Origin of the sequence: Nocardia jinanensis (genome assembly GCF_014645735.1) — a bacterium.
In the GTDB taxonomy this organism is placed as follows: Bacteria; Actinomycetota; Actinomycetes; order Mycobacteriales; family Mycobacteriaceae; genus Nocardia; species Nocardia jinanensis.
Window position 1 is genome coordinate 362,075 of record NZ_BMMH01000006.1, and the last position, 25,516, is coordinate 387,590.

The following is a 25,516-nucleotide window of genomic DNA, read 5'->3' on the forward strand; positions in this document are numbered from 1 at the left end:
GCGGCACCGGAGAAGGTATCCATGCGAGCGACAGCGTGCGGGGCCCTGTACAGAGCACGGCCAGCGGAGAAGGATCTCCACCGAGGCGGCCGAGCCGGCGGCGCTCCTGTCGAGTGCCGGCCGTGCGGATGCGTTCGACCTCGGCCGCCCGCCGATCGTGGGAACCTCGCCGATCACGGGGATCGGTACGGAACGGGCGGGACGGGCGGGACGGGTTTGTCGAGCGGTGTCGGCAAATCCCTCTGAGCACCACGTTTAGGAGATCCACCGAGGGGTAACGCGCACGAACCTACCGCGGGCGAGCAATGCCGCGTCCAGGTCGAGCAGGTCGAGAGTGGAGCCGGAGGATCGGAGGATCGATGCCTGCTGAACCGAGTGTGCAAATCCCGCTGCCCGCCGAGGACGTCTTCGCGATCCTCGCCGACGGCTGGCTCTACGGGCTATGGGTTGTCGGCGCCACCCATATACGCAAGGTCGATCCCGGCTGGCCCGACACCGGCTCTCGTATCCACCACAGTGTGGGCGGGTGGCCGCTGACCCGCAACGACACCACGGAGGTCCTGGTGGTGGACGCGCCGCACCGGCTCGAGCTCGGTGCCCGGCTGTGGCCCGCCGGTGCCGCGCGCATCCGGCTGAACCTCATCGAGCGCCGACCCGACCTCACCGAGGTGAGGATGGTCGAGCGCGTGTACCAGGGGCCCGGACGCCTGTTGCCGGGCGTGGCGCAAGACCTGGTGCTGGTTCCGCGGAACCGGGAATCATTGCGACGTCTCACGGCGCTGGCCGTCGGCCGCGCAGCTACCGGCATGACCTGATCACGCTATCCCGCACGCCCGCCCACGCACCCGAGTGCCGGTCGGCAACCGTGCTGCGGTCGCAGATCTCCGCGGGGTTCCATCACTGGCGTCAGGTCTGGACGGGGATGTCCGGCGGGGTGGTCGATGGCCCGGTCTGCCACCGGTGCACGCCCGCGCCGAGCGCGTAGGACAGGTGACCGCCCAGCGCTCCGCCGACGCCCACCGCCGCCAGCCCGAAGGCGCCGAGGATCGTGGCGTGACGTTGATGTTCTCTGCGTAGGTAAGCCCCGAGGAACAACGCACTGCCTACTGTGTTGGCCGACGCGTGGATCAGTGCCACACGCCGTTGCGGTGTATCGAGACCGCGCACCTCGGCGAGGCCGGTGACCACGGTGGGCACGGTGGCCGCCAATCCGATCAGAACCAGATGCTGCGCCGCGTCGTAGCGACCGGTCAGGCGAAGCACCGCAGCGCTGGACCAGGCCCCGATCGGCATCGTGACGAGCAACGGGTGCACCGGATGACCCAGCCACGAACCACGCAACCACTCCCCGGTACGGCCCCGCCCCACGACACGATCCGCCACGGCCGACAGCACCGCGGCCGGCCGATCGACCACACCGGCCTCCTCGACTCCTCGCAGAACTCGATGCAGGTTCATTCCGCCGCCATACCCGCTCACCTCGCGGCAAACCTGCCGGATTCGGGGCAACCGACACAGCTGCCGGTACCGGCGGCCGCCGCCGGCGCCGGGGCGAGGTTCCGATGGCTACCGGCGAGTGCCCCGGGACCGTTCCGCCGACGGCGCCGCCCGCGAGGGAAGTGCTCGCGGCCACGAACACGCGGCCTCCCGTGTTCACGGTCGTCGGCGGTCCGTCACACCCGTACCTACTCGGCCTCGACACCCACCGCGGCAGACCGACGCCTCGAGCACCATGTGCCGACTCGGCGATTCCGCGCCGTGGTGCGACAGTCTCGCTTCAGCGCCCTCAGTATCCGTCGGCGAGACGGCCCGAGATCTCCTCGGCGGCAGCGATGATCAGTCGGGTCAGTTCCGCGCGACGTTCCTCGGTCAGCCTGGACACCGGCGCCGCGGTACCGAGCGCGGCAACCGGCCTTCCTGATCGCCGGATCAGCGCGGCGGTACCCCAGATACCTTGGTCGATCTCCTCGCTGGACTGGCTGAATCCGGCCTCGCGTACCGCGCGTAGCGCCTGGTCGGAGATCATCTGCACGTGCGCGGGGGCGAGCAGCGGGCGGGTCCGATCGAGATACTCGTCGCGCTCGGGTCCGGGCATGGTGGCCAGCAGCAGGCGGGGAATGGACCCGGAATGCAACGCCATCGGCTGACCCCGGTCGAACTGCAGGGACACCGGGCGGGTGGATTCGACCCGATCGACGCAGAAGGCGAAGTCGCCTCGGCGGCGAGCGATGAGGACGGTCTCGTCGGCGGTGTCGCGCAGCCGGGTGATGATCGGGCGGGCGACGTCGGCGAGGGTGTCCCGTGCCTCATCATGAGCCTCGGCCAGGGCCAGGACCTTGTTGGTGAGCCGATAGCCACCACCCGGGCACGGCTCCACGAAACCCGTTTCGCGCAAGATCCCGATGTAACGATAGGCAGTGGACTGCTTGTACCCGAGGTGATCCGCGATTTCGGCGACGGTCCAGACCGAGTTCGCTCCGGTGAACGAGCTCAGCGTGGCCAGAACCCGACGACCGCTCTCCGCTCCCGCCACCTGTCCGGGCTCCTGAGGTCGAGCCATATTCATCCTCTCGCAATGCTCATTTTCATTATGTGGGAATAGTACACGGGAACATGATCTTCCGTCACAGGATTTCCACTGCGCTCCTTCGACCAACCTCTCGAACACGCCCCAGCGATCAACAGCTCGCCCTTCCACCGCCAGAATCCCGACCATTAACCATGACCACCAGCTAATATTGTCATCCATCAGAATTACGACGACACCCCGGGCCGCGCAGCAGACGCGCTGAGGTATACGCAATCTCCTCGAAACACGTGATTAACACCTCAGAACCGCCTTGACGAGACCGCACGGTTCGCCTAATCTAATTCCCACATTGCACCTTCTTTTCTCTCACATTATGAGAGACAGGATTCGGGTTTGGTTGGCGGTCCGCGGCGCAGGGCCGGGCTCCGATCGGAGCGCCCGGCATACGAGTACTGCTCCACGACAGGTCCGGCCCTGAAATGCGATCGGGGCCGGTCGCCCTGCGCCCCGGTTCTCGGACGCGACTTCGGGCGTCCCGTGAGCCGCACAGGAAAGGACTATCCATGCCTACTCGTTCCACGACTGTGGCCGCTCCGGCGGTCGAGCTCGTACCGGACAGGCTTTACCGGCTGGGCGGTGTGGTGCCGATCGACGGCCGGCTGAGCTGGCGCCGCCCGGGGGTCACGGGATTCGAGCCGATCAGCGCCTACCTCCTGCTCGAGGAAGACAACGCACTCCTCGTGGGCACCGGCGTCAAACTGCATCGCCGGCTGATCATCGATCAGGTTCGCGAACTTCTCGGTGACCGCAAGCTACACCTGTACGCCGACCGCAACGAGGCAGACGAGATCGGCAACCTCGCGGCACTCGTCAGTGAGTTCGACGTCGAGCACATCTGGTTCGCCGGTGCCGGTCATCTGCTCAGGTGGTTCGAACACGACGACTTCGGCGGATCCGCACCGGGCGAGGACCGAGTGACCATGCACTTCCTGATGCCCGCCGACAACCCCGGCCGGACCCTGATCCGGGAGTTGAACCGTCCCAGCGAGGTGGCATTCGATCCGAACCACCGGACGACGCTCATGAACACTCGCCTGACGGTGCTCGGGTTCGCGTGGCTCTACGATGCCGGGACCAGGACTTTGTTCTGCAGTGACTTCTTTTCCGAGGGCAAGCTCGACACAGCGGACGGCTCCCCGGTGATGTCGGCCGAGGAACGATCCACTCTCGACGAGGTCCGCGATCACATCTACACCCGATTCGAGTGGATGAGAGACGCCGAGACCGGGCCCCTGATCGAGGACCTGCACAAGTTCTTCGACGGCGTCGAGATCGACCGTCTCGCGCCTTACCACGGCACGGTCATCGAAGGCCCCGATCAGGTCCGTCGGCACCTGCAGATGGCCCTCGATGTGCTGGCCCCCGACGCCGCACTCGCCGCGGCCCCGACTTCGACGCAGGAGACCACCGACCATGCCTGATCTCGACGACCTGCTCGATGTCTTCGGCACCTATTTCGTGCACGAGCGCTTCCCCCGGCCGATCGCGGACGGGGTGCAGTGGATCGGCGGCTGCTCCGCGCTGTTCATGGACAAGGAGCGCCAGGACCTGGTGCACTCGGCTCTGAACACCTACCTCATCACGGGCACGGAGAAGACCCTGCTGGTCGACACCGCGCATCCGGGGTTGTGGGACACCTACCTCCCCGCACTCGAAAAGGCGCTCGGCGGACGCCGGCTCGACTACGTGATGCCGACCCACCCGGAGATCCCGCACGGTGGTTCGTTGTCCATGCTCTACGATGCGCATCCCGAAGTGAAGGTGGTCGGCGACGTCCGCGACTACTTCCTCTATCACCCATCGGTGCCGGATTCGGCGTACCAGGCGATGGCGCCCGGGTCGACCCTCGACCTCGGTGGCCGTGAGTTCGAGTTCGTCGACTCGGTGTTCCGTGACCTGCCGAACACGATATGGGGATTCGACCATGGATCCCGGGTGCTGTTCCCCGCCGACGGGTTCGCCTTCTTCCATTGGCACCGCGAGGACACGTGCGGGTTCACCGCCGAGGAGTCCGGTATCGAACCGTCCACCGAGATGTACTCGGTGATGACCGCGATCGTCAGTGGCATAGGACATCTGGATGTCGAGTCGCGGATCCAGCGGTTCATGGATCTGCTGGAGCGCTTCGCCCCGTCGATGCTCGCTCCCGCCCACGGCACGGTCGTCGCCGACATCCCCGTGGCATTGAACTACCTGACCGCGCTGCGCAACGACAGCCGCGCCGGAATCTCGAAGTGATCGGCCGCCCCTTCTCCACCGAGTAAGACCGAGGACAAGCCATGTACGCCAGAACTTCTCGTCGCGCCAAGCTCGTGGTGGCCGGTGCGACCGTCGCAGTGTCCGCGCTCCTGTTGTCCGCGTGTGGCGGTGGCGGCGGACCCGCCGCGGGTGGCGACCTGCCCGAATCCTCCACCTACGTGATCGCCATCCCACAGGACTTCCAAGGTGTCGACCGCGCGAGCTACTCCAGTGAGGCGTCGAAGGTTCTCGCCGACGTCATGCAGAGTCGGCTGCTCGAGTTCGAGACCGACGCGAGCACACCCACGTCCTGCCTGTCCGAGGTACCCACCCCACTGAATCCGCAGTCCGCCCTGGTGGAGAAGTGGGCGGTGACCCCGGACGGGCTGGGCATCGAGATCGCTCTGCGTAACGGGGTGCGCAGCGCGGTGGGTAATACGCTCACCGCCGAGGATGTGAAGTGGACCCTCGATCGTGCGGTGGCCATCGATGCCGGCGCTCAGACCCTGTTCTTCAAGGTCGGCGGCTTCGACCGGGCGAACCCGGTCACGGTGATCGATCCGGCGCACCTGCGGATGAATCTCGTGTCGCGGAACGCGATGGCGCCGTATGTGCTGGCCAGCGTCGCGGGCATCATCCTCGACAGCGCCGATGTGCGTGCCAACTCCACCCCGGAGGACCCCTGGGGCAAGAATTACCTCACCGACAACACCGCGAACTTCGGTCCGTGGGATCTGACCGGGTTCACCTCCCAGCAGCTCACCTTCGACCGGAACCCGAACTTCGCCGGTAAGCGCGGCAATATCGACCAGATCCTGCTGCAGACCGTCGCCGATGCCTCCTCGCGGATCCAGCTGTTGCAGTCCGGGCAGGTCGCCGAGGTCACCAACCTCGACTACACGCAGCTCGAGCACCTCCGCGACAGCGACACCGTCAATCTCGCCGACTGCGCCAACCCCGCCCGGGACTGGCTGGGGCTCAATGCCTCCGATCCGATCGTCGGCAAGCCCGAGGTGCGGCAGGCGATCTCCTATGCACTCGACCGGGTCGCGATCAACCAGGCCGTCTACCGCGGGTTCGCCGCGCCCTCCGCGGGTGGGTTGTCGGCCCAGTTCGGTGCACCGGCACCGGATCCCGACCCGTACGCTCGCGATCTGGACAAGGCCCGGAAGTTGCTTTCCGAAGCCGGCTACGCGGACGGCTTCACGCTGGATCTCAGCGTCTCCCCCGCCCAGCCCGGACCGCATTCGGCGAATCTCGCCGCGATCGTCCAGCAGCAGCTCGGTGAGGTAGGTATCGAAGTCAACGTCGTGACCGTGCCCTCCGCAGTGCAGTTCCGTTCCGACGGGCTGGCACACACGATGCAGGCCTGGCTACTGGCGGAGACGCCGGCGTTCGCCAACGCGGGCTACTCCGGCTGGCTGACCAGTGGTTGCGGAGGTCTGCAGAACTACGCCGGATTCTGCAATCCCGAGTTCGACACGCTGACCGCCGAGCTGATGGCCGACAGCACGGGACCGCGAGCGCAGGCGACCACGAATGGCGTCGCCACACTGATCGCAGAACAGCAGCCCGCCGTGTATCTCGCGGACCGCTCCACGATCAATATCCGCAGTATCTGTGCCGAGCAGGTACCGGCGTCGTCGTTCGGCACCAACTACACCGAGGCGAACACCCGATGCCAGTAGAAACCCAGCCCGTATCGGCGTCCTACGACGCCACGGATACCACGACCGCATCGGACATGTCTCCCGCGGAACCCGGAAAGGGCTCCGCGGGGGCGGCCCGGCGAGTTCCGGTGGCGATGCTGCTCGGTCGGCTCGTAGCCATCCCGGTATCCATCTTCGCGGTCGCGACACTGGCGTTCTGGCTGATCCGGCTGCCGGGCACCAACGCCGCGGCCGCGATCGGCGGCGAGTACGCCGACGCGGAGGCCATCGCCCGGATCGAGGGAGAGCTGGGGTTCAACCGGCCGCTGTGGTCGCAGTACACCGACTTCCTCGCCGGCCTCGTCCGCGGTGACCTCGGGATGTCGTACTTCACCCGCCGTCCCGTCTCCGAGGAGATCTTCGGGCGACTGCCGCTCGACCTCACTGTCGGCCTGCTCGGCCTTGTGGTGGCGATCGTCGTGGGCGTCGGAATGGGTGCCGTCGGCGCCTACTACCGCACCGGACCCGCTGATCAGACGACGCGGGTGATCGTCAGTGTGCTGCAGTCTCTTCCGGAGTACGTATTCGCCCTCGTCCTGGTCTACGTGTTCTTCTACGTCCTCGGTGTGGCTCCCGCCCCGGTGGGGCAGGTGTCCATGCGCACTGCCGTACCTGACGGGGCCACCGGTGTGGTGGTGATCGATTCGCTCCTCGCCGGCGATATGTCCACCTTCGGCAGGGCCGCGCAGCAGCTCGTGCTCCCGGTGCTGAGTTTCGGACTGGTCCTTTCCGCGGTTTTCGCCCGTGTCACCCGGTCGCAGTTCGCGACGGTGCTGTCGTCCCAGCAGATCCAATACGCGCGCGCTTGCGGACTGACCCCGGCTCGGGTGTTCTGGTCGGCATTCACCGTCTCACGAACCGCTGTCCTGACCACGATCGCCGTGGTCACCGGTGCGATCATCGGCGGCGGCGCGATCATGCAGAAGATCTACAACCTCGACGGAGCGGCAGCATTCGGCGTCGACTCGATCTTCAAGTTCGATCTACCTGTCATCCAAGGAATCGTCATCGCGCTCGGTGGCCTGACGGTAGTGGCGTTCCTCGTCATCGACATCGTCATCCTGCTCCTCGACCCGCGCGTCCGTCACAAGTCCTGAGGCCTCCACCATGACCAGCCACATCGGGGCGGACACCGCCCCCAGCACTTCGCCGGACACCACCCCGCCCGGCGCCGTCCCCGAGCCGGCCATCGTCCGTGCGGACCGAGCCCGGAAGAAGAACCGCCGACGCGGGCTCGCCGGCGCGTATATCGGCGGGGGGATGCTGGCGGCACTCGCCGTCGCCGCGATCGTCTGCAGGTTCTTTCTCGACTCGGATCGCATCGATCCGGCAATGGTGCTCACCGCACCCACCGGCGAGCACCCGTTCGGAACGGACTCGGCCGGTCGCGACGTTGCGCTGCGCACCTTCGCCGCCGCCGCGGCCGACCTGCCGCTGGCGCTCGGAGGTACCGCCGTCGCCATGGTCGTCGGTACCGCGCTCGGCCTGTTGGCCGGTTCCGGTGGCCGCGGCTCGGGCTACATCATGCGCATAGTCGACGGCTTCGACGCCTTCCCGTTGCTCATCCTGATCCTGGTGATCGTGCAGATCAGTGGTGGTGGCACCGCGATCCTGCTGGCAACCATCGCGATTCTCAACATCCCCCGCTTCATCCGGCTCACCCGCGCGGAATCGATGCACCTGCGGGAGTCGCGCTACGTCTTCTACTCGCAAGTGATCGGCACCTCGGTGTACTACCGGCTGCGCACCCATATCCTGCCGAATATCTCGGGCACGATCCTGTCGCAGGCGAGTACCGGTGCGGCACTGGCACTATCGGCGGTCGGCGCGATGAGCTTCCTCGGTCTCGGCATCGCCCCACCGATACCCAGTTGGGGATCGATGATCCAGGCCGGGTCCGCCGGGCTCACCACCGGCCAATGGTGGCCCATCGCCTTCCCCGCGCTGGCACTGGTGTATTCGATCGTCGCGCTGAACCTGATTTCCGACAGCCTCGACGCCCACTTCGCCAAGGAGGTCGAATGACCACCGAGACAACACCACTACTCCAGGTCACCGACCTCGCCGTCGAATTCGGCCGCGGCGACACCGCCACCCGGGTCGTACACGATGTGTCCTTCGAGGTACACCAGGGCGAGTTCGTCGGCATCATCGGCGAGACCGGGTCGGGCAAGTCGGTATCTCTGCGGGCGGCGCTGGGAATGCTGCCCTCGACCGGCCGTATGGTCAGCGGGCGGTCCCTTTTTCAAGGCAAAGACCTGCACAAACTCGGTAGACGTGGGCTCCGTGCGGTGAAGGGTAACGATATCGGGTTCATTCCGCAGCAGCCCTGGAGTGCGCTCAATCCCGTCCAGTCCGTCGAGAAGCAGTTCCTCGCGGTCGGCCGCTCGCACGGCAAGAGCAAGGCGTGGATCCGCGAGGCGGCGCGCGAGATGCTGCGCCGGGTGGAGATCACCGCCCCCGAGCGAGTGTTGGCGGGTCACTCCGGCAATCTGTCCGGCGGAATGGCGCAGCGCGTGGTCATCGCCATCTCGCTGATGCTGCAGCCCGATCTGGTAGTCGGCGATGAACCCACCACCGCACTGGACGTGACCGTGCAGAAGGAGATCCTCGATCTGCTCAGCCGGATCTGCCGGGAGGACGGCAAGTCCATCCTCGTGGTCACCCACGATCTCGGTGTCGTGTCCACCTACTGCGACCGGGTCTATGTCATGCGTGACGGACGGGTACTCGAGAACGGGCCGACCCGCTCGGTATTCTCCGGCCCGCAGCACGAGTACACACAGCAGCTGGTCACGGCGTCCACCCGCTATCTCGACGACGAACCCTCCGACGCTTCGGTGAAAGCTGTTGTGGCATGAGCAGACTCGAAGTTCAGCGGCTGCACAAGATTTACGGACGTGGCGATCGGAGCGTGAAGGCCGTCGACGACGTCTCGTTCTCCGTCGCGGCCGGGTCCACGCTCGGGCTGATCGGTGAGAGCGGCTCGGGGAAGTCCACCCTGGGCCGTATCTGCCTCGGGGCCGAGGCCGCCGACAGTGGCCGGATCGTGATGGACGGAGTCGACTTCGCCTCGCTGGACAAGGCCGGCCTCGCCCGGTGGCGCCGGCGTAGTTCGATCGTATTGCAGGAGCCGGAGCTCGCGCTCAACCCGCGCAGAACAGTGGGACAATCGGTGTCCGAGCCACTGGACGTGCACTTCAAGGACATGTCGAAGGCGGACCGGCGGGCACGCGGTGAGCAGGCGTTCGAACTCGCGCACCTGAGCCCGGCCCTGTGGAACCGCTACCCGGCCGAACTCAGCGGTGGTCAGCAGCAGCGAGTCGGTATCGCGCGTGCCATGGTCACCGAGCCCGAATTCGTCGTGCTCGACGAGCCCACCGCCTCACTGGACCTGTCGGTGCGTTCGCGGATCCTCGACACCCTGTGCGAGGTCCAGGAAGCGATGAACGTTTCCTACCTGCTGATCACCCACGATATGTCGACCGTCTCGGCGCTGGCCTCCGACGTCGCGGTGCTCTTCCGTGGACGCGTGGTCGAGGCCGGTCCGTGGCGCTCCGTCCGGCGGAACCCGCAGAACCGGTACACCCGCCAACTGTTGTCGGCGGTGCTGACCGTCGATCGAAGTACCTGACAGCAGACCATCCGTCGACCACCCCACCTCCCCGACTCAGCGGAAGGTCATGTGACACAGCATGAAAACGCCAGACAGTTGTGAACGCGACGGTGACGTCGTTCGCGTCGCCACCGCGCAGTTCTTCTCGGGCCCGGATGTAGCGGCCAACACCGAACTCTGCGCCGGTTATATCCGCGCCGCCGCCACAGCCGGTGCCCAGCTGATCGTGCTGCCGGAGAACAGCAATCGAGTCCGGGACTATGCAGATCGTGCCGAGTGCCACGAACACTCCGAGGAACTCGACGGCGAATTCGTCACCGGTCTCCGGGAAGCCTGCCGTGCGACCGGCATCCACGCGGTCGTCGGTGTCGACCTGCGCGCCGATACCGCACCGGAGGTATGGATCGCCTCGATTCTGATCGGACCCGACGGCGAGATCCTGCACATCCACCACAAAACCGTTTTGTGGGACTACGAATACACCCTGTTCACGCCGGGAGCGGAACCACTCGAGGTGGTCGACACCGCGATCGGCCGACTCGGCCTGTTGATGTGCGCCGACGGAATCGCACCGGACGTACCGCGAGTACTCGGCACACTGGGTGCCCAGATCCTGTGCAACTCGCTCAACTCCCGCGGCCCGGACGAGGTGCGGGTACACGTTCCGTTACGAGCACTCGAGAACCACGTCTGGCATATCTCGGCCAACACCGTCGGTGGGCCTGCCGACGCGTATCCGTGGATGGGTGGCTCGCAGATCGTTTCGCCACGCGGTGAAGTACTCGGCGCCGCCGGTGAGGTGCAGGAGGCTCTGGTGTGGGCGGATATCGTGCCGGCCGCGGCCGACGACAAGAACGTTCCCGGTTTCGCCGATATCATGGGCTGGCGCCGGCCGGATCTCTACGGCGACCTGATGACCCCGCACGAAGGCCTTCCCGTCGCTTCCATGCTCGGTCCGGTCGACCCCGAGATGCCGGCGAAACCGCTCGATGTGGCAACCCTGCAGGTCTCCTGGTTCCACAACCAGGACTGGACCATCACCCGTGCCCTCGGGCAGATCGCCCATGCCGCACGCCGAGGCGCGACCCTCGGGGTTCTGCCGGAGTTGTTCTGCTTCCGCCCCGGCGAGGTCGCCGAAGATCCCGCGGCCGCCGCCCTCGTCTCTCGGCGGGTACTCGACACGATCCGGCAGTCGGCACGCGAGCATCAGCTGTGGGTCGTCGTCCATCTCGTCGAACGTGAGGGCACGGCCTTCTACTCGACCGCCTACCTGATCGACGCGAGCGGCGAGGTCGCGTTCACCTACCGCAAAACCCATCTCGATGCCGCCGAAACCGGTTGGGCGAGTGCGGGTGACACCATCGAGGTGGCGCACACCGCGATCGGCTCCATCGGCCTGATGATCGGCAACGAAGTGTGGGTGCCGGAGGTGATGCGACTGCTCACCCTGCGCGGCGCGGAGATCGTCGCCCACCCCGCGAACTGGGACCGTCGAGAGGCGCCCGATATGGCGGCGACCGAGCGAACCGAGGAGAACCGGGTGCATCTGGTGTCGGTCAACCGACTCGACAGCCCAGCGAAGGTCGGCAGTCAGATCGTGCGGGCCGATCCGTTCGTCCCCGGACAGCCCATCGCGCTGATGCGCTACCCATCCGCTCAGTGGACCCGCTACGGCTTCGAGGAACAGTTGCTGATGCGCCTGGACCTGCGCGAATCGCATAACAAGATGATGGGTTACCACCTCGACCCCGTCGGAACCCGGCAGCCGAAGCTATACGGCCCGTTGTTGACCGAGAAAGCGTGAGACGGCCGTGACCGACAGCGATACCACCAGTATGAATACCGTGGTCGTGGCCGGTATGGGCCCGGTGGGAATGGTTGCCGCGCTCAAGCTCGCCCAGCTGGGCCACCAGATCCTGGTACTCGAGGCCGGCAGCGGACTGTCCACCGAATCGCGGGCCTCGACTTTCCACCCGTCCACCCTCGAACTGCTCGAGGAGCTCGGGGTGGTCGGCGCGTTGCACGAGGTAGGGCTGAAGGCACCGGTGTACCAGTACCGCGAACGCAGCGGTGCCGTGCTCTCCGAAATGGATATGGGACTGCTCGCGACGGAGACGAAATACCCCTACCGATTGCAGAGTGAGCAGGACAACCTGACCCGCATCGTCCGCGATGTGCTGGTGACGATGCCCAACGTCACCCTGCGGTACTCCTCGCCGGTGGTGCGAGTCGAGCAGGGTGATGCCCACGTGCGGATCTTCCTGCCCGACACCGATCGTGATCGTCCGGTCCTCGCCCGGTGGCTGGTCGCCGCCGACGGAGCGAGCTCCGCGATCCGCAAGTCCCTGGGCATCTCCTTCGAGGGAAGTACCTATGACGAACGATTCCTCGTCATCTCCACCACCCACGAATTCCGGGACGATTTCCCCGACCTCGCCTACGTGTCCTACATCTCCGACCCCGAGGAGTGGGGGGTGCTGTTGCGGACGCCGAAACACTGGCGAGCGCTGTTCCCCATCCGCGACGAGGAGTCCGACGAGCAAGCGCTGGAGAGTGCCTCACTGCAGGCTCGTCTGCAGCGCATCGCCGCACAGCCCGGTGACTACGAGATCGCCCACGCGAACGTCTACTCGGTGAACATGCGCGCCGCGGCCACCTTCGCGGTAGGCCACATCCTGCTCGCCGGCGACAGTGCCCACGTCAACAACCCGCTCGGCGGTATGGGGATGAACAGCGGCATCCACGACGCGTGGGCCGCCGCACTGTGCATCGATGCCGCTCTGACCGGCACAGACGACACCCACGTCGGACAGCTCTACAGCGAATTGCGCCGTGACGCCGCGCTCAACCACGTCCAGGCGCGAGCGCAGAGCAACTACGACGGTATGCGGCAATCGGACTCGGCGGCCCGGGTGGAAAGGGCCGAGGAGCTGTCGGCACTGGATCGGGACCTGCTGGACAAGCGGGAGCACCAGCGGCGCGCCGCGATGTTCCCGTCGCTGCGCATCACTCTCGGGCGCCTCGCGCGGGAGCTGCGGGCGGTTCCCGACGCTACCCGGCCCGCCGGTCGGCGGCTGTCGGAGTTGCTGTGCTATGAAACGGTATCCGCTCCTGGCGTGTACGACGGGGTGACAGTTCGGGCCGCAGACGCGGCAGGTTTCACCGCGGCCTATGTCTCGGGTGCCGCCGTTTCCGCCACCGCGCTGGGCAGGCCCGACCTCGGATACCTGGGTCTCGCGGAGATGGCCGAGCAGGTGCGCCGGATGACCTCGGTCAGTGACCTGCCGCTGATCGTCGACGGAGACACGGGCTACGGCGGAATACTGCAGGTCGAGGAGGCGATGGCCCGGTTCGAGGCGGCCGGGGCCGCAGCGGTGCAGTTCGAAGATCAGGTTGCGCCCAAGCGCTGTGGACACATCGCCGGGAAGCAGCTCGTGCCGGTCGAGGAGATGATCGCCAAGGTCCAGTCCGCGGTGTCACGACGCACCTCGGCGTTGGTGATCGCGCGCACCGATGCACTCTCCGTCGAAGGCGAGGCAGCTGCGCTCGACCGCGCACGCGCCTACGCGGCGGCGGGCGCGGACCTGATCTTCGTCGAGGGGGTGTATTCGGAGCACGCGCTGCGTCGCGTGCGTGACGCGGTCCCCGGTGTCCCACTGATGGTGAATCTCTCGGAGGCCGGTGATCACTCCGACCTTCCCCCCGCCCAGGTGCTCGCCGAGTGCGGTGTAGCCCTGATGATCTACCCCGTCGCTCCCCTGCTGTCCGCGGCCGAAGCGGTCGCCGACACCTATCGGACGATCCGCGACACCGGCACATCCGGTCGCAGTGCCGCGGAATGGCAGGCCCTCACCGCACTCCTCGGCCAGGACGATCGACTGGCTGCCGCGGAGCATGCTGTCACTGCCGCGAACACTTTGTCCCCCAACAGTGGCACGGCCAACGGTGTCGCTTCCGGTATCGACAATCACAGGAGCCTCGTATGACCGCGCCGACCCCTTCCGTGGCGGGCTCATCCGTCCACAAGGGCCTCAAGTTCGCCCTGATCGTCCCCTCCACCAACACCTCCGTCGAGCGCGAGTTCCATCATCTGCGGCCGCGGGACTGCTCATGGCACACCGGCCGGATCATGATCAGCGCGGTGGCGCTGGATTCGGCCGATGCCTTCGGCAAGTTCCGGGACAACCTCAACGAAGCGCTGCCCGCGGCACTCGAGACGGTGATGACCGCGCAGCCGGACTACCTCGTGATGGGGATGTCCGCCGAAACCTTCTGGGGCGGAGTGGCGGGCAACGCCGAGTTCGAGTTACGGGTGCGTGACCTCACCGGGCTCGAGGTAACCACCGGAGCGACCGCGGCCGGCCACGCCCTGCAGGCGTTCGGGGCGAAGAAGATCGGGGTGATCACGCCTTATCAGCCGGTCGGTGACGAGCAGGTCGTGGCCTACTTCTCCGAACTCGGTTTCGAGGTCACCGCGATCCACGGCTTGAAGTCCGCGTCGGCGACATCTATCGCCGACGAGACACCGGACGATATCCGGGCGGCGTTCCTCGCTGTGGACGGCCCCGATGTCGATGCTCTCATCCAGTGTGGCACCAACCTCGAGGCTGTCGCGGTCGCCGCGGAGTTGGAGCGCGAATTGGACAAGCCGGTGATCGCGATCAATCTCGCGACGGTGTGGCACGCCCTGCGCGCCAACGGAATCGACGACAAGATCTTCGGCCACGGCTCGCTACTCGAGCGATTCTGACGAGTCGAAGGAGGAGGACTCATGTTCAACCATGTAGGGCACTTGACCTTGGTGCCGGAAACCACCGACGCGCAGATCGAAGGAATCGCCGACGCGCTACTGGCTCTGCCCGACCGGATCGACGGGCTGGTCTCCGCCGAAGTCGTGCGGGACGCCGGTCTGTCCGACGGGAACGCGACGCTGCGCTTCCACCTGCGATTCGAGGCGCAGCCTGCATGGGAGGCATACCGCACGCACCCCGCTCATGTCGCCGTGATCGCCGATCACATCGCACCGGTCGTTTCCGCCAAGGCGTTCGTACAGTACGACGACAACACGGTGCGGACGTCCGGGGTCGAGGCGGCGGCATGACCGGCACTCCGCTGCTCGGCACAACACTCGCCGAGGACTACGCGCACGCCGGGTTCGGGGGTCACCTCGAACCCGGCGTGCGGCCGGCTCTTCTCGTCGTCGACCCTGCCCGCGCCTACACCGAGCCCGACTCCCCGTTGTATGCGGCTGTCGGGGATGCCGTCGCGGCCATGCTCGAATTTCGTGAGCAGGCCGCCACAGCGGGAATTCCCATCTATCTGACACGAGTGCGCTACGACCACGCCGATGGCGTGCTCGGCGGATTGTTCTTCCGCAAGGTCCCAGGTCTGGCGTGCTTCACCGAGGGCAATCCCCTCGCGGAGTTCGTCGACGGCTTCGCGCCCCGCCGAGGAGAGACTGTCGTGACCAAGCACTACCCGAGCGCTTTCGCAGGCACATCTCTCGCGGCGTCGCTGACAACGCGCGGAATCGACACCGTCCTGATCGTCGGCCTGTCGACCAGCGGGTGTATTCGAGCGACCGCACTCGATGCCCTACAGAACGGTTTCGTCCCGATAGTCGTACGCGAGTGCGTCGGCGACCGGCATCCCGATCCCCACGAGTCGAACCTGCGCGATATCGCGGCCAAGATCGGCGAGGTCTACTCGCTCACCGAAGCACACGCCTATCTGACCTCACTGGCCGGCGAGGGCACCATACGCTCGACGTAGGACACCCGCGCGAGTTCCACGCGATCTTCTACACGCTTCGGCGCAACGTTCGGCATCGATGCCGCCGCGCACCGGGGCGCGCTGGTACGCCGGGCACCGGCGATCGAGCCGGCGCCGAGGTTCACGCTAATACTCCAGGCCGAAGTAGCCGCCGAACAGGATTTCACTGATCTTGGTCGTGGTCTCCATGCCGACCTTGTCACCGCCCTCGATCACCCGGGTGTTGTCCATGATCGCCAACGTGTACCGCTCATCCGGGCCGACGAATCCCACTGAATTCATCAGCCAGGAGCCGTCGTCGTTATCGTCGGACCAACCGTTCTTGTTCCCCGGCCGCGCCTTCGCACCCGCACCCCAGACCCCCCACTGCTGGTTGACATCCACCGCACGCATCTCACCGACGATGTAGTCCCGATGCCGCGCAGGCAGCTCCTCCAGCACGTAGCCGATGAGACGGTCGAGATCGTTCGATGTGGTCAGGATCCAACCCCAATGATGCTTGTGTTGGTCGGTGAATCTCATATCGGTCATACCGTACGACGGAAACCGCGCCGCGTACTCCGCCTCACCGCCATAGCGGTACCACATCGTCGTGGCCGCCTCGTCGTCGCTGGAGTTCAGCATCCTGTGGATCAACTCACGATCCTCCGTGGTCAATGTGATCGCGCCCGAGTCGTTGCGGAGCAGCAGATCCACCACCATGGCCAGCTTCGGCGTAGAACAAGCCCAGACAAGCGTGCCCGCGTCCGCGCTACGCCATACCGCACCGGTCATACGGTCGCGGACCACGATTCCCGCAAACCCGGGACGGGTTTTCACATACGCTTCGGCCCGCGCGATACGGACCAGCAGCCCTGAATCGAACACCCCGCCGTCCCGGGGCGACCGGGCGTCGTCGGTCACGGTGTAAGCCCTGATTGCCATCGCGGTCACGGTCAGCAACACTGCCGCCAACACACCGGACAACACCAGGAGGAACAGCCGTCTCCCGCGGTGCTCGAAGATCGCAATAGAACGCATGGGCTTCCTTCCGTCGTGATCCCGCTCAGCGGATAGCAACCCTGTGCGGGACCGGCTGAATCAGCTCGGCGGCAATGTATCCGCCCTGCATCGCGAACATATCGCTGCCCACCAGGCCGGCGGATCGTCCCCGCCCGGCCCGACAGCCGACGGTGTGTGCTGCGGAGTCCGGGCCGCCGGGCGCTCGGAGAGCGGCTCGGTAGAAGCGGCGAACAACTTCCTTGTTCAACTCGGCCTGGGATCGGCCCCGAGGATTGCACCGGACCGGACGCGCGGGCCCGTTCGCTGACGGCCCACAAGGCGAATTGCTCATATCCTGGCAGGCGATCTATACCCTGCCCCGGTCGGCAATGCGCCAGGACCTGGGAATCATCCCGAGAATGCTGTAGGTATCTCCCGAAGCACTGCTGAGCAGGAACTTCCCTGGAACGAAGGAGGTCACTGGTGATCGACTGGTCTGGTACCCCGCCCCGCCGGGTGAGCGTCGTCGTGGCGGGTGCGGGCGCCCGTGGTGGCTACGAGGCCGGCGTGCTCTCGGTACTGGTACCGCGCCTACGCAACGCGGGTGTGGACACGGTGCGGTTCGTCGCTACCAGCGCCGGGGCTGTCAACGCGACGATCTTCGCTGCCCTATCGCATCTGCCGCCGGACGAGCAGGCTCAGCGGGCGCTGCAAGTGTGGCGCGACATCACCGTCTGCGACGTGTTCCGGTCCCCGGCCCTCGGCCTGCCTCGCCTCGTCGGCCGCGCCGCCGGTCAGCTGCTGGGTGTACCCGGAGTGCAGTTGACCAATCTGCTCGATACTTCTCCGCTGCACCGCACGGCCCGCACCGCCATCGATTGGAAGTGGCTGCGCCGCAATATTGCCGAGGGTCGGGCCACGTTGGCAGTGGTCGCGACATCCGGTGCGGACAATCGCACCGTGGTGTTCGTCGACCGCGCCGACACAGCAGCGCTGCCGCCGTCCGATGACGAACGGCCGATCGATTATGTGGCCGCCGAGATCACGGCCGAGCATGTGCTCGCCTCGGCGGCGATTCCGGTCGTGTTCCCACCCGTCCACGTCAGCACCCCGCCACAGTGGGCCGGTTGGTATCTGGACGGCGGGATACGACTCAACGCGCCACTCAAACCTGCGATCGCGCTGGGCACCGATGCGATCGTGGTCGTGGCGACCCACCCCGTAGTCGATTCCATACCGCCGGTACCCGCGAACAACCTGCCGCCCGACGTGGACGATGTCATCGTGCGGTTGATGGATGCCGCGCTGGTCGACCGGATGATCGAGGATGTGCGCACGCTGGCCAAGGTCAACACGTTGGTGGACTCGGCCGTATCCGCCACCACGACGGAGCTGCCGAAGAGAATTATCCCCTTCCTCCCCATCACGCCGCCCACGCGAGCGACGCTGGGCGACCTGGCCGAAGAGGTTTTCGCCGATCAACGCCGGCGTCAGAGCGGGATCGTGTCGACCCTGCGTCAGGCGGAGTTACGGATGTTGGGCCGGGCGCTGGCCGGCGACGGCCCCCGCCGCGGCGACTTGTTCAGCTACCTGTACTTCGACCGCGAATTCATCGAATCATCCATCGAACTCGGTCGACGTCACGCCGACGCCGCACTTGCCGGCGCACCGGCACGCCAACTGCCATGGTGGATCGGACCACGACAACCGGTATCGACCGCACGAGAGAGCAGCGATTGAACAATCCCAACGATCAGGCCACCCAAAGGGCACCGGAGCTCGGTCCTACCGAGAGGATCTCGATGATCCCAATGGGATGACGTGTGGTCGCCCTTCGGCCGGTTCGGTCACCACGTGCGCGGCGAGTCCGAAAACATCACGCAGCACGTCGGGGCGCACCACATGGTCGGGTGCGCCCTGAATCACGATGGCACCGTTCTTCATCGCGACAAGGTGGTCGCTGTATCGAGCGGCCAGCGAGATATCGTGCAGCACCATGACGATGGTCCGGTTGTGTTCCCGGTTCAGCCGGACGATCAGTTCCAGCAGTTCCACTTGATGCGCCAGGTCCAGGTAAGTGGTCGGCTCGTCCAGCAGCATGATGTCGGTTTCCTGGGCGAGCGTCATGGAGATCCAGGCTCGTTGGCGTTGCCCACCGGAGAGCTCTTCGAGTCTGGCGCCGGCCAGATCCAGCAGGCCGGTGCTGTTCAGGGCATGCCGCAGCGAAGCTTCGTCGAGAAAGGAGAACTGCTCATACCATCGTTGCCTGGGGTGGCGCCCGCGCGAGACCAGGTCGGCGACCGTGAGGCCGGGCGGGGCGGCGGGCGATTGGGGCAGGATACTGATGCGCTGGGCGACTTTCCGGGTGGGCTGTGTGTTGATGGGTGTGCCGTCGAGCAGGACTCGACCGGACTTCGGAGCGAGCAATCGGCCGAGGCCGCGCAGCAGTGTCGACTTCCCGCACCCGTTCGGGCCGATGATCGAGGTCACCGACCCGGTGGGGATATCGAAGGTCATATCGGTGACGACATCGGCCGCGCCGTAGCCGAGGGTGAGGTTCTCCGCGCGTAGCACGGACGCCGTGGCCGGACGACTCACGTAAGCCTCCTCTGGTTCCGCAGGACGAGAAAGATCAGATACGGTCCGCCCAGTACGGCGGTCGCCACACCGACCGGCAGCGATACCGGCAGCACATTCGTGGCGACAGTATCGGCGACCAGGACGAATACGGCGCCCACCAGCCCCGAGATGAAGATCGGCGCAACAGCCGATCCGGTGAGCAGCCGTGCGATCTGCGGACTCGCCAGAGCGACGAATACGAGCGGACCCGCGACGACGACTCCGGTGGAAGCCAGCAGTGTCGCCGACGCCAGCGCGTACAGCCGGAGGCGGCCGATCCGCACGCCGAGCCCGATCGCCACATCGTCGTCCATGGTGAACAGCACCAGCCGCTGCCCGAGCAGCAGCGCCCCCGCCGACAAGGCCAGGGCCAGCAGACCCATCGGCTCGACCAGCTGCCAGTCTTTGCCGTTGAGCGAACCCGACATCCAGGTCAGTGCCTGGGCGGCATTGCTGACATCACCGAGGGTCAACATCCAGGTCGTCGAACTGACGGCGAGTCCGTTGATGCCCAGGCCCACCAGCACCAGGCGGTAGCTGTCGAGGGTCCCGGATACGGCCAGGAGATATACCAGGACTCCGGCGGACACCCCTCCGGCGAACGCGGCGACCGGCAGGCCGACCTCACCGGCGAAACCACTCAGACCGGCCGCGCCGCCGCCTGCCAGCACGAGCACGGAGACGGCGCCGAGCGAAGCTCCCGCCGTCACTCCCAGAATGTCGGGGCTGGCAAGGGGATTGCGTGCGACAGTCTGGGTGAACGCCCCTGCCATTGCCAGACAGGCGCCCGCGACAACGGCCCCGGCGGTGCGCGGCGCTCGGAACTCCGTCACAGCGAGATGCACACGCGCATTCGAATCGTCACCGAACAGGGCCCGCACTACAGCGCCCAGTGGTAGGGCGGAGCCGCCGTTCGCCAGGTGTACCGCAGCGGCCGCCAGGGCCAGCAGGAGCAGCAACAGCCCGACCCACAGCGCGCGAGGCGCGACGCGCACGGAGATCGGCCCACACCGCACAACCCGGGCGGGGGCGAGCAGATTCCGGTCCGGGTGGCTCATATGGTCACCAGCCGGCGGCGGCGGGCGAGGAGCACGAAGAACGGCGCTCCGATGACTGCGAGCACCACCCCGACCGACAACTCGCCCGGCCGGGCGACGACCCGGCCCGCGGTATCGGCGATGAGCACCAGCGAGATACCGAACGCCGCGGACGCAGGTACCGTGCGACGGTAGTCGGCACCGACCAGGGCCCTGGCGATATGGGGAACCAGTAGCCCGGCGAAAGCGATCGGACCGGCCATGGTGACAGCCGACCCGGCGAGCAGGGTGATCGCGGCGATACCCACACACCGCGCGACCGGTACCGAGGTTCCCAGCGATCGAGCCGTGTCCTCACCCAGGGCCAGCGTATTGAGCGCGCCGATATTGAGCAGGGCGAACAGCAGGCCGACGGCAACGAAGGGCCATATCGCCCCCAAGGTGTACGGCCGCGCCGCCAAGGAGCCGACCTGCCAGAACCGCAGGGTGTCCAAGGACGCGCTGTCCAGCAACACCAGTCCGGTGACGAGCCCACCACAGAGCGCGGTGACAGCCGCGCCGGACAACACCAGGGTCACCGGCGTCGCTCCGTTGCGGGCGGCGGTCCCGACCGCGAACACCAACACGCTGGCCGCCAGTGCACCGGCGAAGGCCAGACCGGCCTGGGTATGAACCGACAGGCCGCCGAAGAGGAACGTCGCGGTAACGATCGCGAGAGCGGCACCTTGGTTGATGCCGAGCAAACCTGGTTCGGCGACAGCGTTACGCGTATGCCCCTGGGTGAGAATTCCGGCCACACCCAGACACGCTCCGGCAGCGATGCCGACGAGGGTGCGAGGCCATCGGAGCTCGCGGATCGTCACATCCATATCGGTCCCGGAGGGCGTGGAGATCGCATGCCACACCTCGGCCAAGGTCGAGGGATTACTGCCGACGCAGATGCTGAGCAGAACCGCCGCCAGCACAGCGGCGACCGGCACGGCGACCATGACCAGTGGTGAGCGTCCCGCGCGAATCGCGGCATTACTTCGAGGCGTGGCCGGAGCGTCGATCGAGGAATCCGGCGGATCGGGGGTGGTCCCGCTGGTCACCGATTCGCTCACGCTGGTGTCGCCATCTCGGTTCTCCTTGCTAAGGTCAGCCCCACGTTGGGCAGCCTATCCTTATCGTCTTGATGGTTCACGGCGGCCCGGCCCGGATGAAAGGCCATTTGATGAGGGGAACGTCCACCCGATCGATCGCGCGCCGGTCACTGATTCCGCTCATGGCATGCGGGCTGGCGTTCGTCAGCGCCTGTGGTGGCTCCGGCGAGGTGAGCCCGGACGCCGCGGGCAGCAGTGGCTCCCCGATCACGATCGAGCACGCCATGGGCATCACCACGATCGAGGCCCCACCGGAAAGCGTTGTCGCACTGGATCCCAGCTTCACCGACGCCGCACTGCTGCTCGACGTCCCCCTCGCCGGTTATATCCAGTACCGCGCGGACCCCGACCATCCGTTCCCGAACTATCTCGGTGATATCGATGATGCGGTCGCCGATTCCGTCAACGTCGGCACAACGGCAGAGCCCGACCTGGAGAAGATCCTGGAACTCGAGCCCGACCTCATCATTTCCGCCAAGGTGCGGCACGAACCGCTCTACGATCAGCTGTCCAAGATCGCGCCGACCGTGTTCTCCGAGACCACGGGACCGACCTGGAAGCAGAACATCGTTCTTCTCGGCGAAGCACTGGGCAAGAAGAGCAGGGCCCAAGAGCTGATAACTTCCTACGAGGAACGTGCGGCCGCGGTGGGTGAGCAGATACGGGCCGCGAATCCCGAATTGACGTACTCGCTGGTCCGCTTCGCCGGCGAGGACACCGCCCGGCTGTACTCCAGCAACTCCTTCATCGGCGACATCATGACGGATATGGGCATCCCCCGCCCCGCCGACGCACCCGATAACAACGACAGCATCTTCACCCCGTTGTCGGTGGAACAGATCCTGCGAGCCGACGCGGGCCTCATCATGGTCTCGGCCTACACCCCACCGGGAGCCGAGGGCGACTCCAGCCGCGACCAGAAGAAGTCCTATGAAGCCAACCCGCTGTGGAAACGCCTGTCCGGTGACGTGATCCAGGTCGACGACGAGCCCTTCGTCCTGTCGGTGAGCATTCAGGGCGCACATACCTCGATCACCACCCTGGCCGAGCACTTCGGAGTGGACCCGAGGAAGGATCTGATCCCGGTATGAACCGGCATATGCGCATTCATCGCACCCCGATTGGTCGATAGTTAGGTTTTGCTACCCTAATTTCCATGGCGACGCGCACCAAACACCTCGAGCCGCAGGAGCGACGGGTCTGCACCGCTGAAACTCTCGCCACCGAGCGAATCGGTCCCAGCTTCATCCGGGTGACGATCGGCGGACCCGACCTTCACGATTTCGCCCCGATGGGCTATGACCAGTGGTTCCGCCTATTCCTACCGAGGGCGCAGCAGCCCGGCCTGCGCCTGCCGACCGTGGCGAAGGACAAGCTCTGGTATGCCCAGTATTTGGAAATGAGCAGCAACACTCGGCCGTTCATCCGCAACTACACCGTTCGCGCTTTCCGACCGGCAGGTGCCGGGAGATTCGGCACGCACGCCGAAATCGACATCGATTTCGTTGCACACGGAGATACCGGCCCCGCCTCCACATGGGCAGACCGAGCGCTTCCCGGCACACGGATCGGGTTGCTCGACGAAGGAACTATGTACCAGGCTCCGCCGCATACGAATTGGTCGCTGCTGGCCGGGGACGAAAGCGCACTACCCGCGATTGCGGGTGTACTCCGCTCCGCGCCGAGAGATCTGCAGGGCGCGGCGTATATCGAAGTGCCCCACAGCGAAGATATCCAGGATCTGGACGAACCAACAGGGGTTCGGGTGCACTGGTTACCCCGTAACACCCCCACCCGCCGAATCGGCACACTGGCCACCGAGGCGGTGTGCGGCGCCCACCTCCCCGGTGCGAACGTCTACGCCTTTGTCGCGGGCGAGCAGCAACTCGCCTCCGGAATACGCCGGCATTTGGTGCGCGACCGGGGATTCGACAAGTCCGACATCACGTTCACCGGCTACTGGCGCATCGGCATAGCCGCGTCGAGCTGAGGGATCACCGACCGGTCGCAGGACCGTCGATCCCCGAGAGCCGATATGGGCATTCGGGATTATCCCGGATACCACCCTCCCAGCCGTCGCCGAACTACCGGGAGAGTCGGTCGGCGGAGCCCGGCATGGTGCGAACGCGCGGTGTCCGCCGTTGGCTGATCCACCATCCGCACGACCTGCTCGAACCCGAGGGCATCGAGGGCCCCTGTGCTACCGAACCGAAGAACCAAAGGGATCTCGGTGAACTGAGGCGAGGGCGGTGCGTTCACGCGAAAGTGCTACAGCGGGTTCCAGAGGTGAGATCGGCGCTGCCCGGCCGGGCCGGGGTGGTGACCACGGACCGTCTTCCTCCGATTGTGATCGATCCGGGATGTCTCAGCGCAGTGCTGTGGCGACGGTGCTGTACATGGTGGTTTTGATGGCGGCGAGTGTTGCTGGGTTCTTGCCGATAATGGGTGCGAGCCGGTCGACGGCGGTGGTGAGGACCTCGGCTTCGGAAGCGGTGGCGTCGACGAGCCCAGCGGCCAGAGCCTCCGGGCCGGCGAAGCGGTGGCCGGTGGTCATGGCGATCACCGCGGTCTGGGGGCTGAGCTTGGCCTGGATGAGGGCGGCCATGCCGGGGGTGAAGAGAATGTCGATATCGACTTCGGGGAAACAGTAGTAGCCGCGGTCCGCCCGCATGACGCGATAGTCGTGGGCGATGGCCAGCATGGCACCGGCGCCGAAGGTGTGGCCGTTGACCGCGGCGATGGTGGGCAGCGGGAAGGTGAGGATGCGGGCGAACAGTTCTTGGACGCCGGCGATGTACCATTCGACGCGGTCGCCGTTGGCCATCAGCCAGTCCAGGTCCAGGCCGTTAAAGTAGAACTTTCCGGTACCGGTTGTGACCAGGCCTCGAGCGTTTCGCTCAATGGTGTCGAGGTGGGCGTTGGCGGTGTCGAGCCAGTCCGGCGAGAACCGGTTCTCGTCGTCGCCGAGCGTCAGTACGGCAATCTTGTCCTGGTAGTGCAGGTTCGCGGTCATCGTTGTTTTCTTTCACTTCGTTGTGGTTGGGGTGGTGTCACTGCTGGGCCGCGGTGGCGGTAGGGGTAGCGCCAGGACCGCGCGGACGGCTGCGGCGAGCCGTTGACGCACTGCCGGATCGGGGTTTCGTCGGCCACGCAGCAGCAGTGCGGTGGGCAGTTCCACCACGCAGTCGCGGATGACCGCGACGGCTTCGCGATCGCCGCGGCCGAACACGCTGCGCGCCAAGCCGGCGAACAGGTCGATCAGGAATTGATCGAGTCGGCGCAATTCCTCGGCGATATCGTCGGGGAGCTCGGCGGAACCGAGCAGTTCCCGCCGGGACACGGTCAGCAACAGGCGGCCCGAGACCGGTTGTTGCAGCAAGAATTCGGCGGGCGTGTCGGCAGCGGCGACGGCCGCCTCGACCGCGTCCTCGCGTGAGGAGCCCACGGCCATCGCGCGGTCGACCGCCTCACGCTGCAGAGCCAGGAAGCGCTGCGCGGCTCGCAGCCAGACCTGACCCATCAGTCCGGCCCGGGAGCCGAACGTGTGGTAGATCGCCCCATTGGACACCGAGGTGGCCTCCGAAAGCGCACGGACGGTGACCGCGGCCGGTCCGGAGTCCACGGCCAGCTGCTCGGCCGCATCCATCAGGTGATCGAGGTCGTGGATTCGCGGGCGGGGCATGGCCACATAATAACAGAGCGCGTGCTCCGTAATCAGCAGACCGCGTGCCGATCGGCGGATTCCCACACCTCGTACACACTTGACGGCCCGACCTACAAGATGAGACATCGGCGACGGCACTACAGCCCAG

At 66.2% G+C, this 25,516-nt stretch carries 24 protein-coding genes; 16 read left to right on the forward strand and 8 right to left on the reverse strand.

Annotated elements, in window-relative coordinates; all coding sequences use genetic code 11:
• Positions 1–359: 359 nt before the first annotated feature.
• A complete protein-coding gene (locus IEY68_RS17140) occupies positions 360–815 on the forward strand; it encodes an SRPBCC family protein (RefSeq protein WP_058856024.1) in 456 nt (151 codons plus the stop codon).
• Between the two features lie 91 nt (positions 816–906).
• Here IEY68_RS17140 and IEY68_RS17145 read toward each other — a convergent pair whose 3' ends face one another.
• A complete protein-coding gene (locus IEY68_RS17145; protein WP_058856025.1) occupies positions 907–1,458 on the reverse strand; it encodes a DUF2231 domain-containing protein in 552 nt (183 codons plus the stop codon).
• A 328-nt stretch (positions 1,459–1,786) separates the two neighbouring features.
• Positions 1,787–2,560, reverse strand: coding sequence for an IclR family transcriptional regulator (locus IEY68_RS17150; protein ID WP_189094344.1), 774 nt, complete (start codon positions 2,558–2,560; stop codon positions 1,787–1,789).
• 533 nt (positions 2,561–3,093) lie between these two features.
• On the opposite strand from IEY68_RS17150, the gene IEY68_RS17155 reads away from it, so the two are divergent.
• The 12 genes from IEY68_RS17155 to IEY68_RS17210 all read left to right on the forward strand — a co-directional run bounded on the left by IEY68_RS17155 (position 3,094) and on the right by IEY68_RS17210 (position 15,925).
• Positions 3,094–4,011 (forward strand): MBL fold metallo-hydrolase, encoded by a 918-nt coding sequence (locus IEY68_RS17155; RefSeq protein ID WP_156426306.1) that lies wholly within the window; start codon positions 3,094–3,096, stop codon positions 4,009–4,011.
• Positions 4,004–4,828, forward strand: coding sequence for an oxygen-binding di-iron domain-containing protein (locus IEY68_RS17160; protein ID WP_058856028.1), 825 nt, complete (start codon positions 4,004–4,006; stop codon positions 4,826–4,828). The genes IEY68_RS17155 and IEY68_RS17160 overlap by 8 nt, the downstream gene beginning before the upstream one ends.
• A gap of 41 nt (positions 4,829–4,869) precedes the next feature.
• Positions 4,870–6,516: an ABC transporter substrate-binding protein gene (locus IEY68_RS17165; RefSeq protein ID WP_058856029.1), complete on the forward strand. Its 1,647-nt coding sequence runs from the start codon at positions 4,870–4,872 to the stop codon at positions 6,514–6,516.
• A complete protein-coding gene (locus IEY68_RS17170) occupies positions 6,507–7,634 on the forward strand; it encodes an ABC transporter permease (RefSeq protein ID WP_058856030.1) in 1,128 nt (375 codons plus the stop codon). The genes IEY68_RS17165 and IEY68_RS17170 overlap by 10 nt, the downstream gene beginning before the upstream one ends.
• Positions 7,635–7,644: 10 nt before the next feature.
• On the forward strand, positions 7,645–8,562 hold the full coding sequence (locus tag IEY68_RS17175) for an ABC transporter permease (protein ID WP_058856031.1): 918 nt from the start codon (positions 7,645–7,647) through the stop codon (positions 8,560–8,562).
• Positions 8,559–9,398: an ABC transporter ATP-binding protein gene (locus IEY68_RS17180; RefSeq protein WP_058856032.1), complete on the forward strand. Its 840-nt coding sequence runs from the start codon at positions 8,559–8,561 to the stop codon at positions 9,396–9,398. Before IEY68_RS17175 ends, IEY68_RS17180 begins: the two co-directional genes overlap by 4 nt.
• Positions 9,395–10,171: an ABC transporter ATP-binding protein gene (locus IEY68_RS17185; RefSeq protein ID WP_062999814.1), complete on the forward strand. Its 777-nt coding sequence runs from the start codon at positions 9,395–9,397 to the stop codon at positions 10,169–10,171. The genes IEY68_RS17180 and IEY68_RS17185 overlap by 4 nt, the downstream gene beginning before the upstream one ends.
• A gap of 61 nt (positions 10,172–10,232) precedes the next feature.
• Positions 10,233–11,957: a carbon-nitrogen hydrolase family protein gene (locus IEY68_RS17190; protein ID WP_058856034.1), complete on the forward strand. Its 1,725-nt coding sequence runs from the start codon at positions 10,233–10,235 to the stop codon at positions 11,955–11,957.
• A 7-nt stretch (positions 11,958–11,964) separates the two neighbouring features.
• Positions 11,965–14,139 carry an FAD-dependent monooxygenase gene (locus IEY68_RS17195; protein ID WP_058856035.1) on the forward strand — a complete coding sequence of 725 codons (2,175 nt, stop codon included), beginning with the start codon at positions 11,965–11,967 and terminating at the stop codon, positions 14,137–14,139.
• Positions 14,136–14,903, forward strand: coding sequence for a maleate cis-trans isomerase family protein (locus IEY68_RS17200; RefSeq protein WP_058856036.1), 768 nt, complete (start codon positions 14,136–14,138; stop codon positions 14,901–14,903). The genes IEY68_RS17195 and IEY68_RS17200 overlap by 4 nt, the downstream gene beginning before the upstream one ends.
• 21 nt (positions 14,904–14,924) lie before the next feature.
• Positions 14,925–15,254, forward strand: coding sequence for a Dabb family protein (locus IEY68_RS17205; RefSeq protein ID WP_058856037.1), 330 nt, complete (start codon positions 14,925–14,927; stop codon positions 15,252–15,254).
• Positions 15,251–15,925 (forward strand): isochorismatase family protein, encoded by a 675-nt coding sequence (locus IEY68_RS17210; RefSeq protein WP_058856038.1) that lies wholly within the window; start codon positions 15,251–15,253, stop codon positions 15,923–15,925. Before IEY68_RS17205 ends, IEY68_RS17210 begins: the two co-directional genes overlap by 4 nt.
• Before the next feature lie 126 nt (positions 15,926–16,051).
• Here IEY68_RS17210 and IEY68_RS17215 read toward each other — a convergent pair whose 3' ends face one another.
• Positions 16,052–16,945 carry a serine hydrolase gene (locus IEY68_RS17215; RefSeq protein WP_156426308.1) on the reverse strand — a complete coding sequence of 298 codons (894 nt, stop codon included), beginning with the start codon at positions 16,943–16,945 and terminating at the stop codon, positions 16,052–16,054.
• Positions 16,946–17,389: 444 nt separating this feature from the next.
• Between IEY68_RS17215 and IEY68_RS17220 the strand changes: the two genes are divergently transcribed.
• Positions 17,390–18,646: a patatin-like phospholipase family protein gene (locus tag IEY68_RS17220; protein WP_189094345.1), complete on the forward strand. Its 1,257-nt coding sequence runs from the start codon at positions 17,390–17,392 to the stop codon at positions 18,644–18,646.
• A gap of 45 nt (positions 18,647–18,691) precedes the next feature.
• On the opposite strand, the gene IEY68_RS17225 is transcribed toward IEY68_RS17220, so the two are convergent.
• The 3 genes from IEY68_RS17225 to IEY68_RS17235 are packed head-to-tail and all read right to left on the reverse strand — an operon-like array spanning position 18,692 to position 21,665.
• The gene (locus tag IEY68_RS17225) at positions 18,692–19,504 is read right to left on the reverse strand and encodes an ABC transporter ATP-binding protein (RefSeq protein WP_058856040.1); all 813 of its coding nucleotides are present in this window, start codon (positions 19,502–19,504) and stop codon (positions 18,692–18,694) included.
• On the reverse strand, positions 19,501–20,583 hold the full coding sequence (locus IEY68_RS17230; RefSeq protein ID WP_063916393.1) for a FecCD family ABC transporter permease: 1,083 nt from the start codon (positions 20,581–20,583) through the stop codon (positions 19,501–19,503). Before IEY68_RS17230 ends, IEY68_RS17225 begins: the two co-directional genes overlap by 4 nt.
• Positions 20,580–21,665, reverse strand: coding sequence for a FecCD family ABC transporter permease (locus tag IEY68_RS17235; protein WP_199804970.1), 1,086 nt, complete (start codon positions 21,663–21,665; stop codon positions 20,580–20,582). Before IEY68_RS17235 ends, IEY68_RS17230 begins: the two co-directional genes overlap by 4 nt.
• Positions 21,666–21,775: 110 nt before the next feature.
• On the opposite strand from IEY68_RS17235, the gene IEY68_RS17240 reads away from it, so the two are divergent.
• Positions 21,776–22,795 (forward strand): ABC transporter substrate-binding protein, encoded by a 1,020-nt coding sequence (locus IEY68_RS17240; protein WP_063916400.1) that lies wholly within the window; start codon positions 21,776–21,778, stop codon positions 22,793–22,795.
• Between the two features lie 65 nt (positions 22,796–22,860).
• Positions 22,861–23,694, forward strand: coding sequence for a siderophore-interacting protein (locus tag IEY68_RS17245; RefSeq protein WP_058856041.1), 834 nt, complete (start codon positions 22,861–22,863; stop codon positions 23,692–23,694).
• Between the two features lie 375 nt (positions 23,695–24,069).
• Here the strand turns inward: IEY68_RS17245 and IEY68_RS17250 are convergent, their stop codons facing one another.
• Together IEY68_RS17250 and IEY68_RS17255 are read right to left on the reverse strand one after the other, a co-directional pair.
• Positions 24,070–24,717: an enoyl-CoA hydratase/isomerase family protein gene (locus IEY68_RS17250; RefSeq protein ID WP_058856042.1), complete on the reverse strand. Its 648-nt coding sequence runs from the start codon at positions 24,715–24,717 to the stop codon at positions 24,070–24,072.
• 12 nt (positions 24,718–24,729) lie between these two features.
• Positions 24,730–25,386, reverse strand: coding sequence for a TetR/AcrR family transcriptional regulator (locus IEY68_RS17255; RefSeq protein WP_058856043.1), 657 nt, complete (start codon positions 25,384–25,386; stop codon positions 24,730–24,732).
• Positions 25,387–25,516: the final 130 nt, after the last annotated feature.

Coding starts and splice junctions, on each gene's coding strand:
- IEY68_RS17140 (WP_058856024.1), top strand. CDS start 360: ATGCCTGCTGAACCGAGTGTGCAAATCCCGCTGCCCGCCGAGGACGTC.
- IEY68_RS17145 (WP_058856025.1), bottom strand. CDS start 1,458: ATGAACCTGCATCGAGTTCTGCGAGGAGTCGAGGAGGCCGGTGTGGTC.
- IEY68_RS17150 (WP_189094344.1), bottom strand. CDS start 2,560: ATGGCTCGACCTCAGGAGCCCGGACAGGTGGCGGGAGCGGAGAGCGGT.
- IEY68_RS17155 (WP_156426306.1), top strand. CDS start 3,094: ATGCCTACTCGTTCCACGACTGTGGCCGCTCCGGCGGTCGAGCTCGTA.
- IEY68_RS17160 (WP_058856028.1), top strand. CDS start 4,004: ATGCCTGATCTCGACGACCTGCTCGATGTCTTCGGCACCTATTTCGTG.
- IEY68_RS17165 (WP_058856029.1), top strand. CDS start 4,870: ATGTACGCCAGAACTTCTCGTCGCGCCAAGCTCGTGGTGGCCGGTGCG.
- IEY68_RS17170 (WP_058856030.1), top strand. CDS start 6,507: ATGCCAGTAGAAACCCAGCCCGTATCGGCGTCCTACGACGCCACGGAT.
- IEY68_RS17175 (WP_058856031.1), top strand. CDS start 7,645: ATGACCAGCCACATCGGGGCGGACACCGCCCCCAGCACTTCGCCGGAC.
- IEY68_RS17180 (WP_058856032.1), top strand. CDS start 8,559: ATGACCACCGAGACAACACCACTACTCCAGGTCACCGACCTCGCCGTC.
- IEY68_RS17185 (WP_062999814.1), top strand. CDS start 9,395: ATGAGCAGACTCGAAGTTCAGCGGCTGCACAAGATTTACGGACGTGGC.
- IEY68_RS17190 (WP_058856034.1), top strand. CDS start 10,233: ATGAAAACGCCAGACAGTTGTGAACGCGACGGTGACGTCGTTCGCGTC.
- IEY68_RS17200 (WP_058856036.1), top strand. CDS start 14,136: ATGACCGCGCCGACCCCTTCCGTGGCGGGCTCATCCGTCCACAAGGGC.
- IEY68_RS17205 (WP_058856037.1), top strand. CDS start 14,925: ATGTTCAACCATGTAGGGCACTTGACCTTGGTGCCGGAAACCACCGAC.
- IEY68_RS17210 (WP_058856038.1), top strand. CDS start 15,251: ATGACCGGCACTCCGCTGCTCGGCACAACACTCGCCGAGGACTACGCG.
- IEY68_RS17215 (WP_156426308.1), bottom strand. CDS start 16,945: ATGCGTTCTATTGCGATCTTCGAGCACCGCGGGAGACGGCTGTTCCTC.
- IEY68_RS17230 (WP_063916393.1), bottom strand. CDS start 20,583: ATGAGCCACCCGGACCGGAATCTGCTCGCCCCCGCCCGGGTTGTGCGG.
- IEY68_RS17240 (WP_063916400.1), top strand. CDS start 21,776: ATGAGGGGAACGTCCACCCGATCGATCGCGCGCCGGTCACTGATTCCG.
- IEY68_RS17245 (WP_058856041.1), top strand. CDS start 22,861: ATGGCGACGCGCACCAAACACCTCGAGCCGCAGGAGCGACGGGTCTGC.
- IEY68_RS17250 (WP_058856042.1), bottom strand. CDS start 24,717: ATGACCGCGAACCTGCACTACCAGGACAAGATTGCCGTACTGACGCTC.
- IEY68_RS17255 (WP_058856043.1), bottom strand. CDS start 25,386: ATGCCCCGCCCGCGAATCCACGACCTCGATCACCTGATGGATGCGGCC.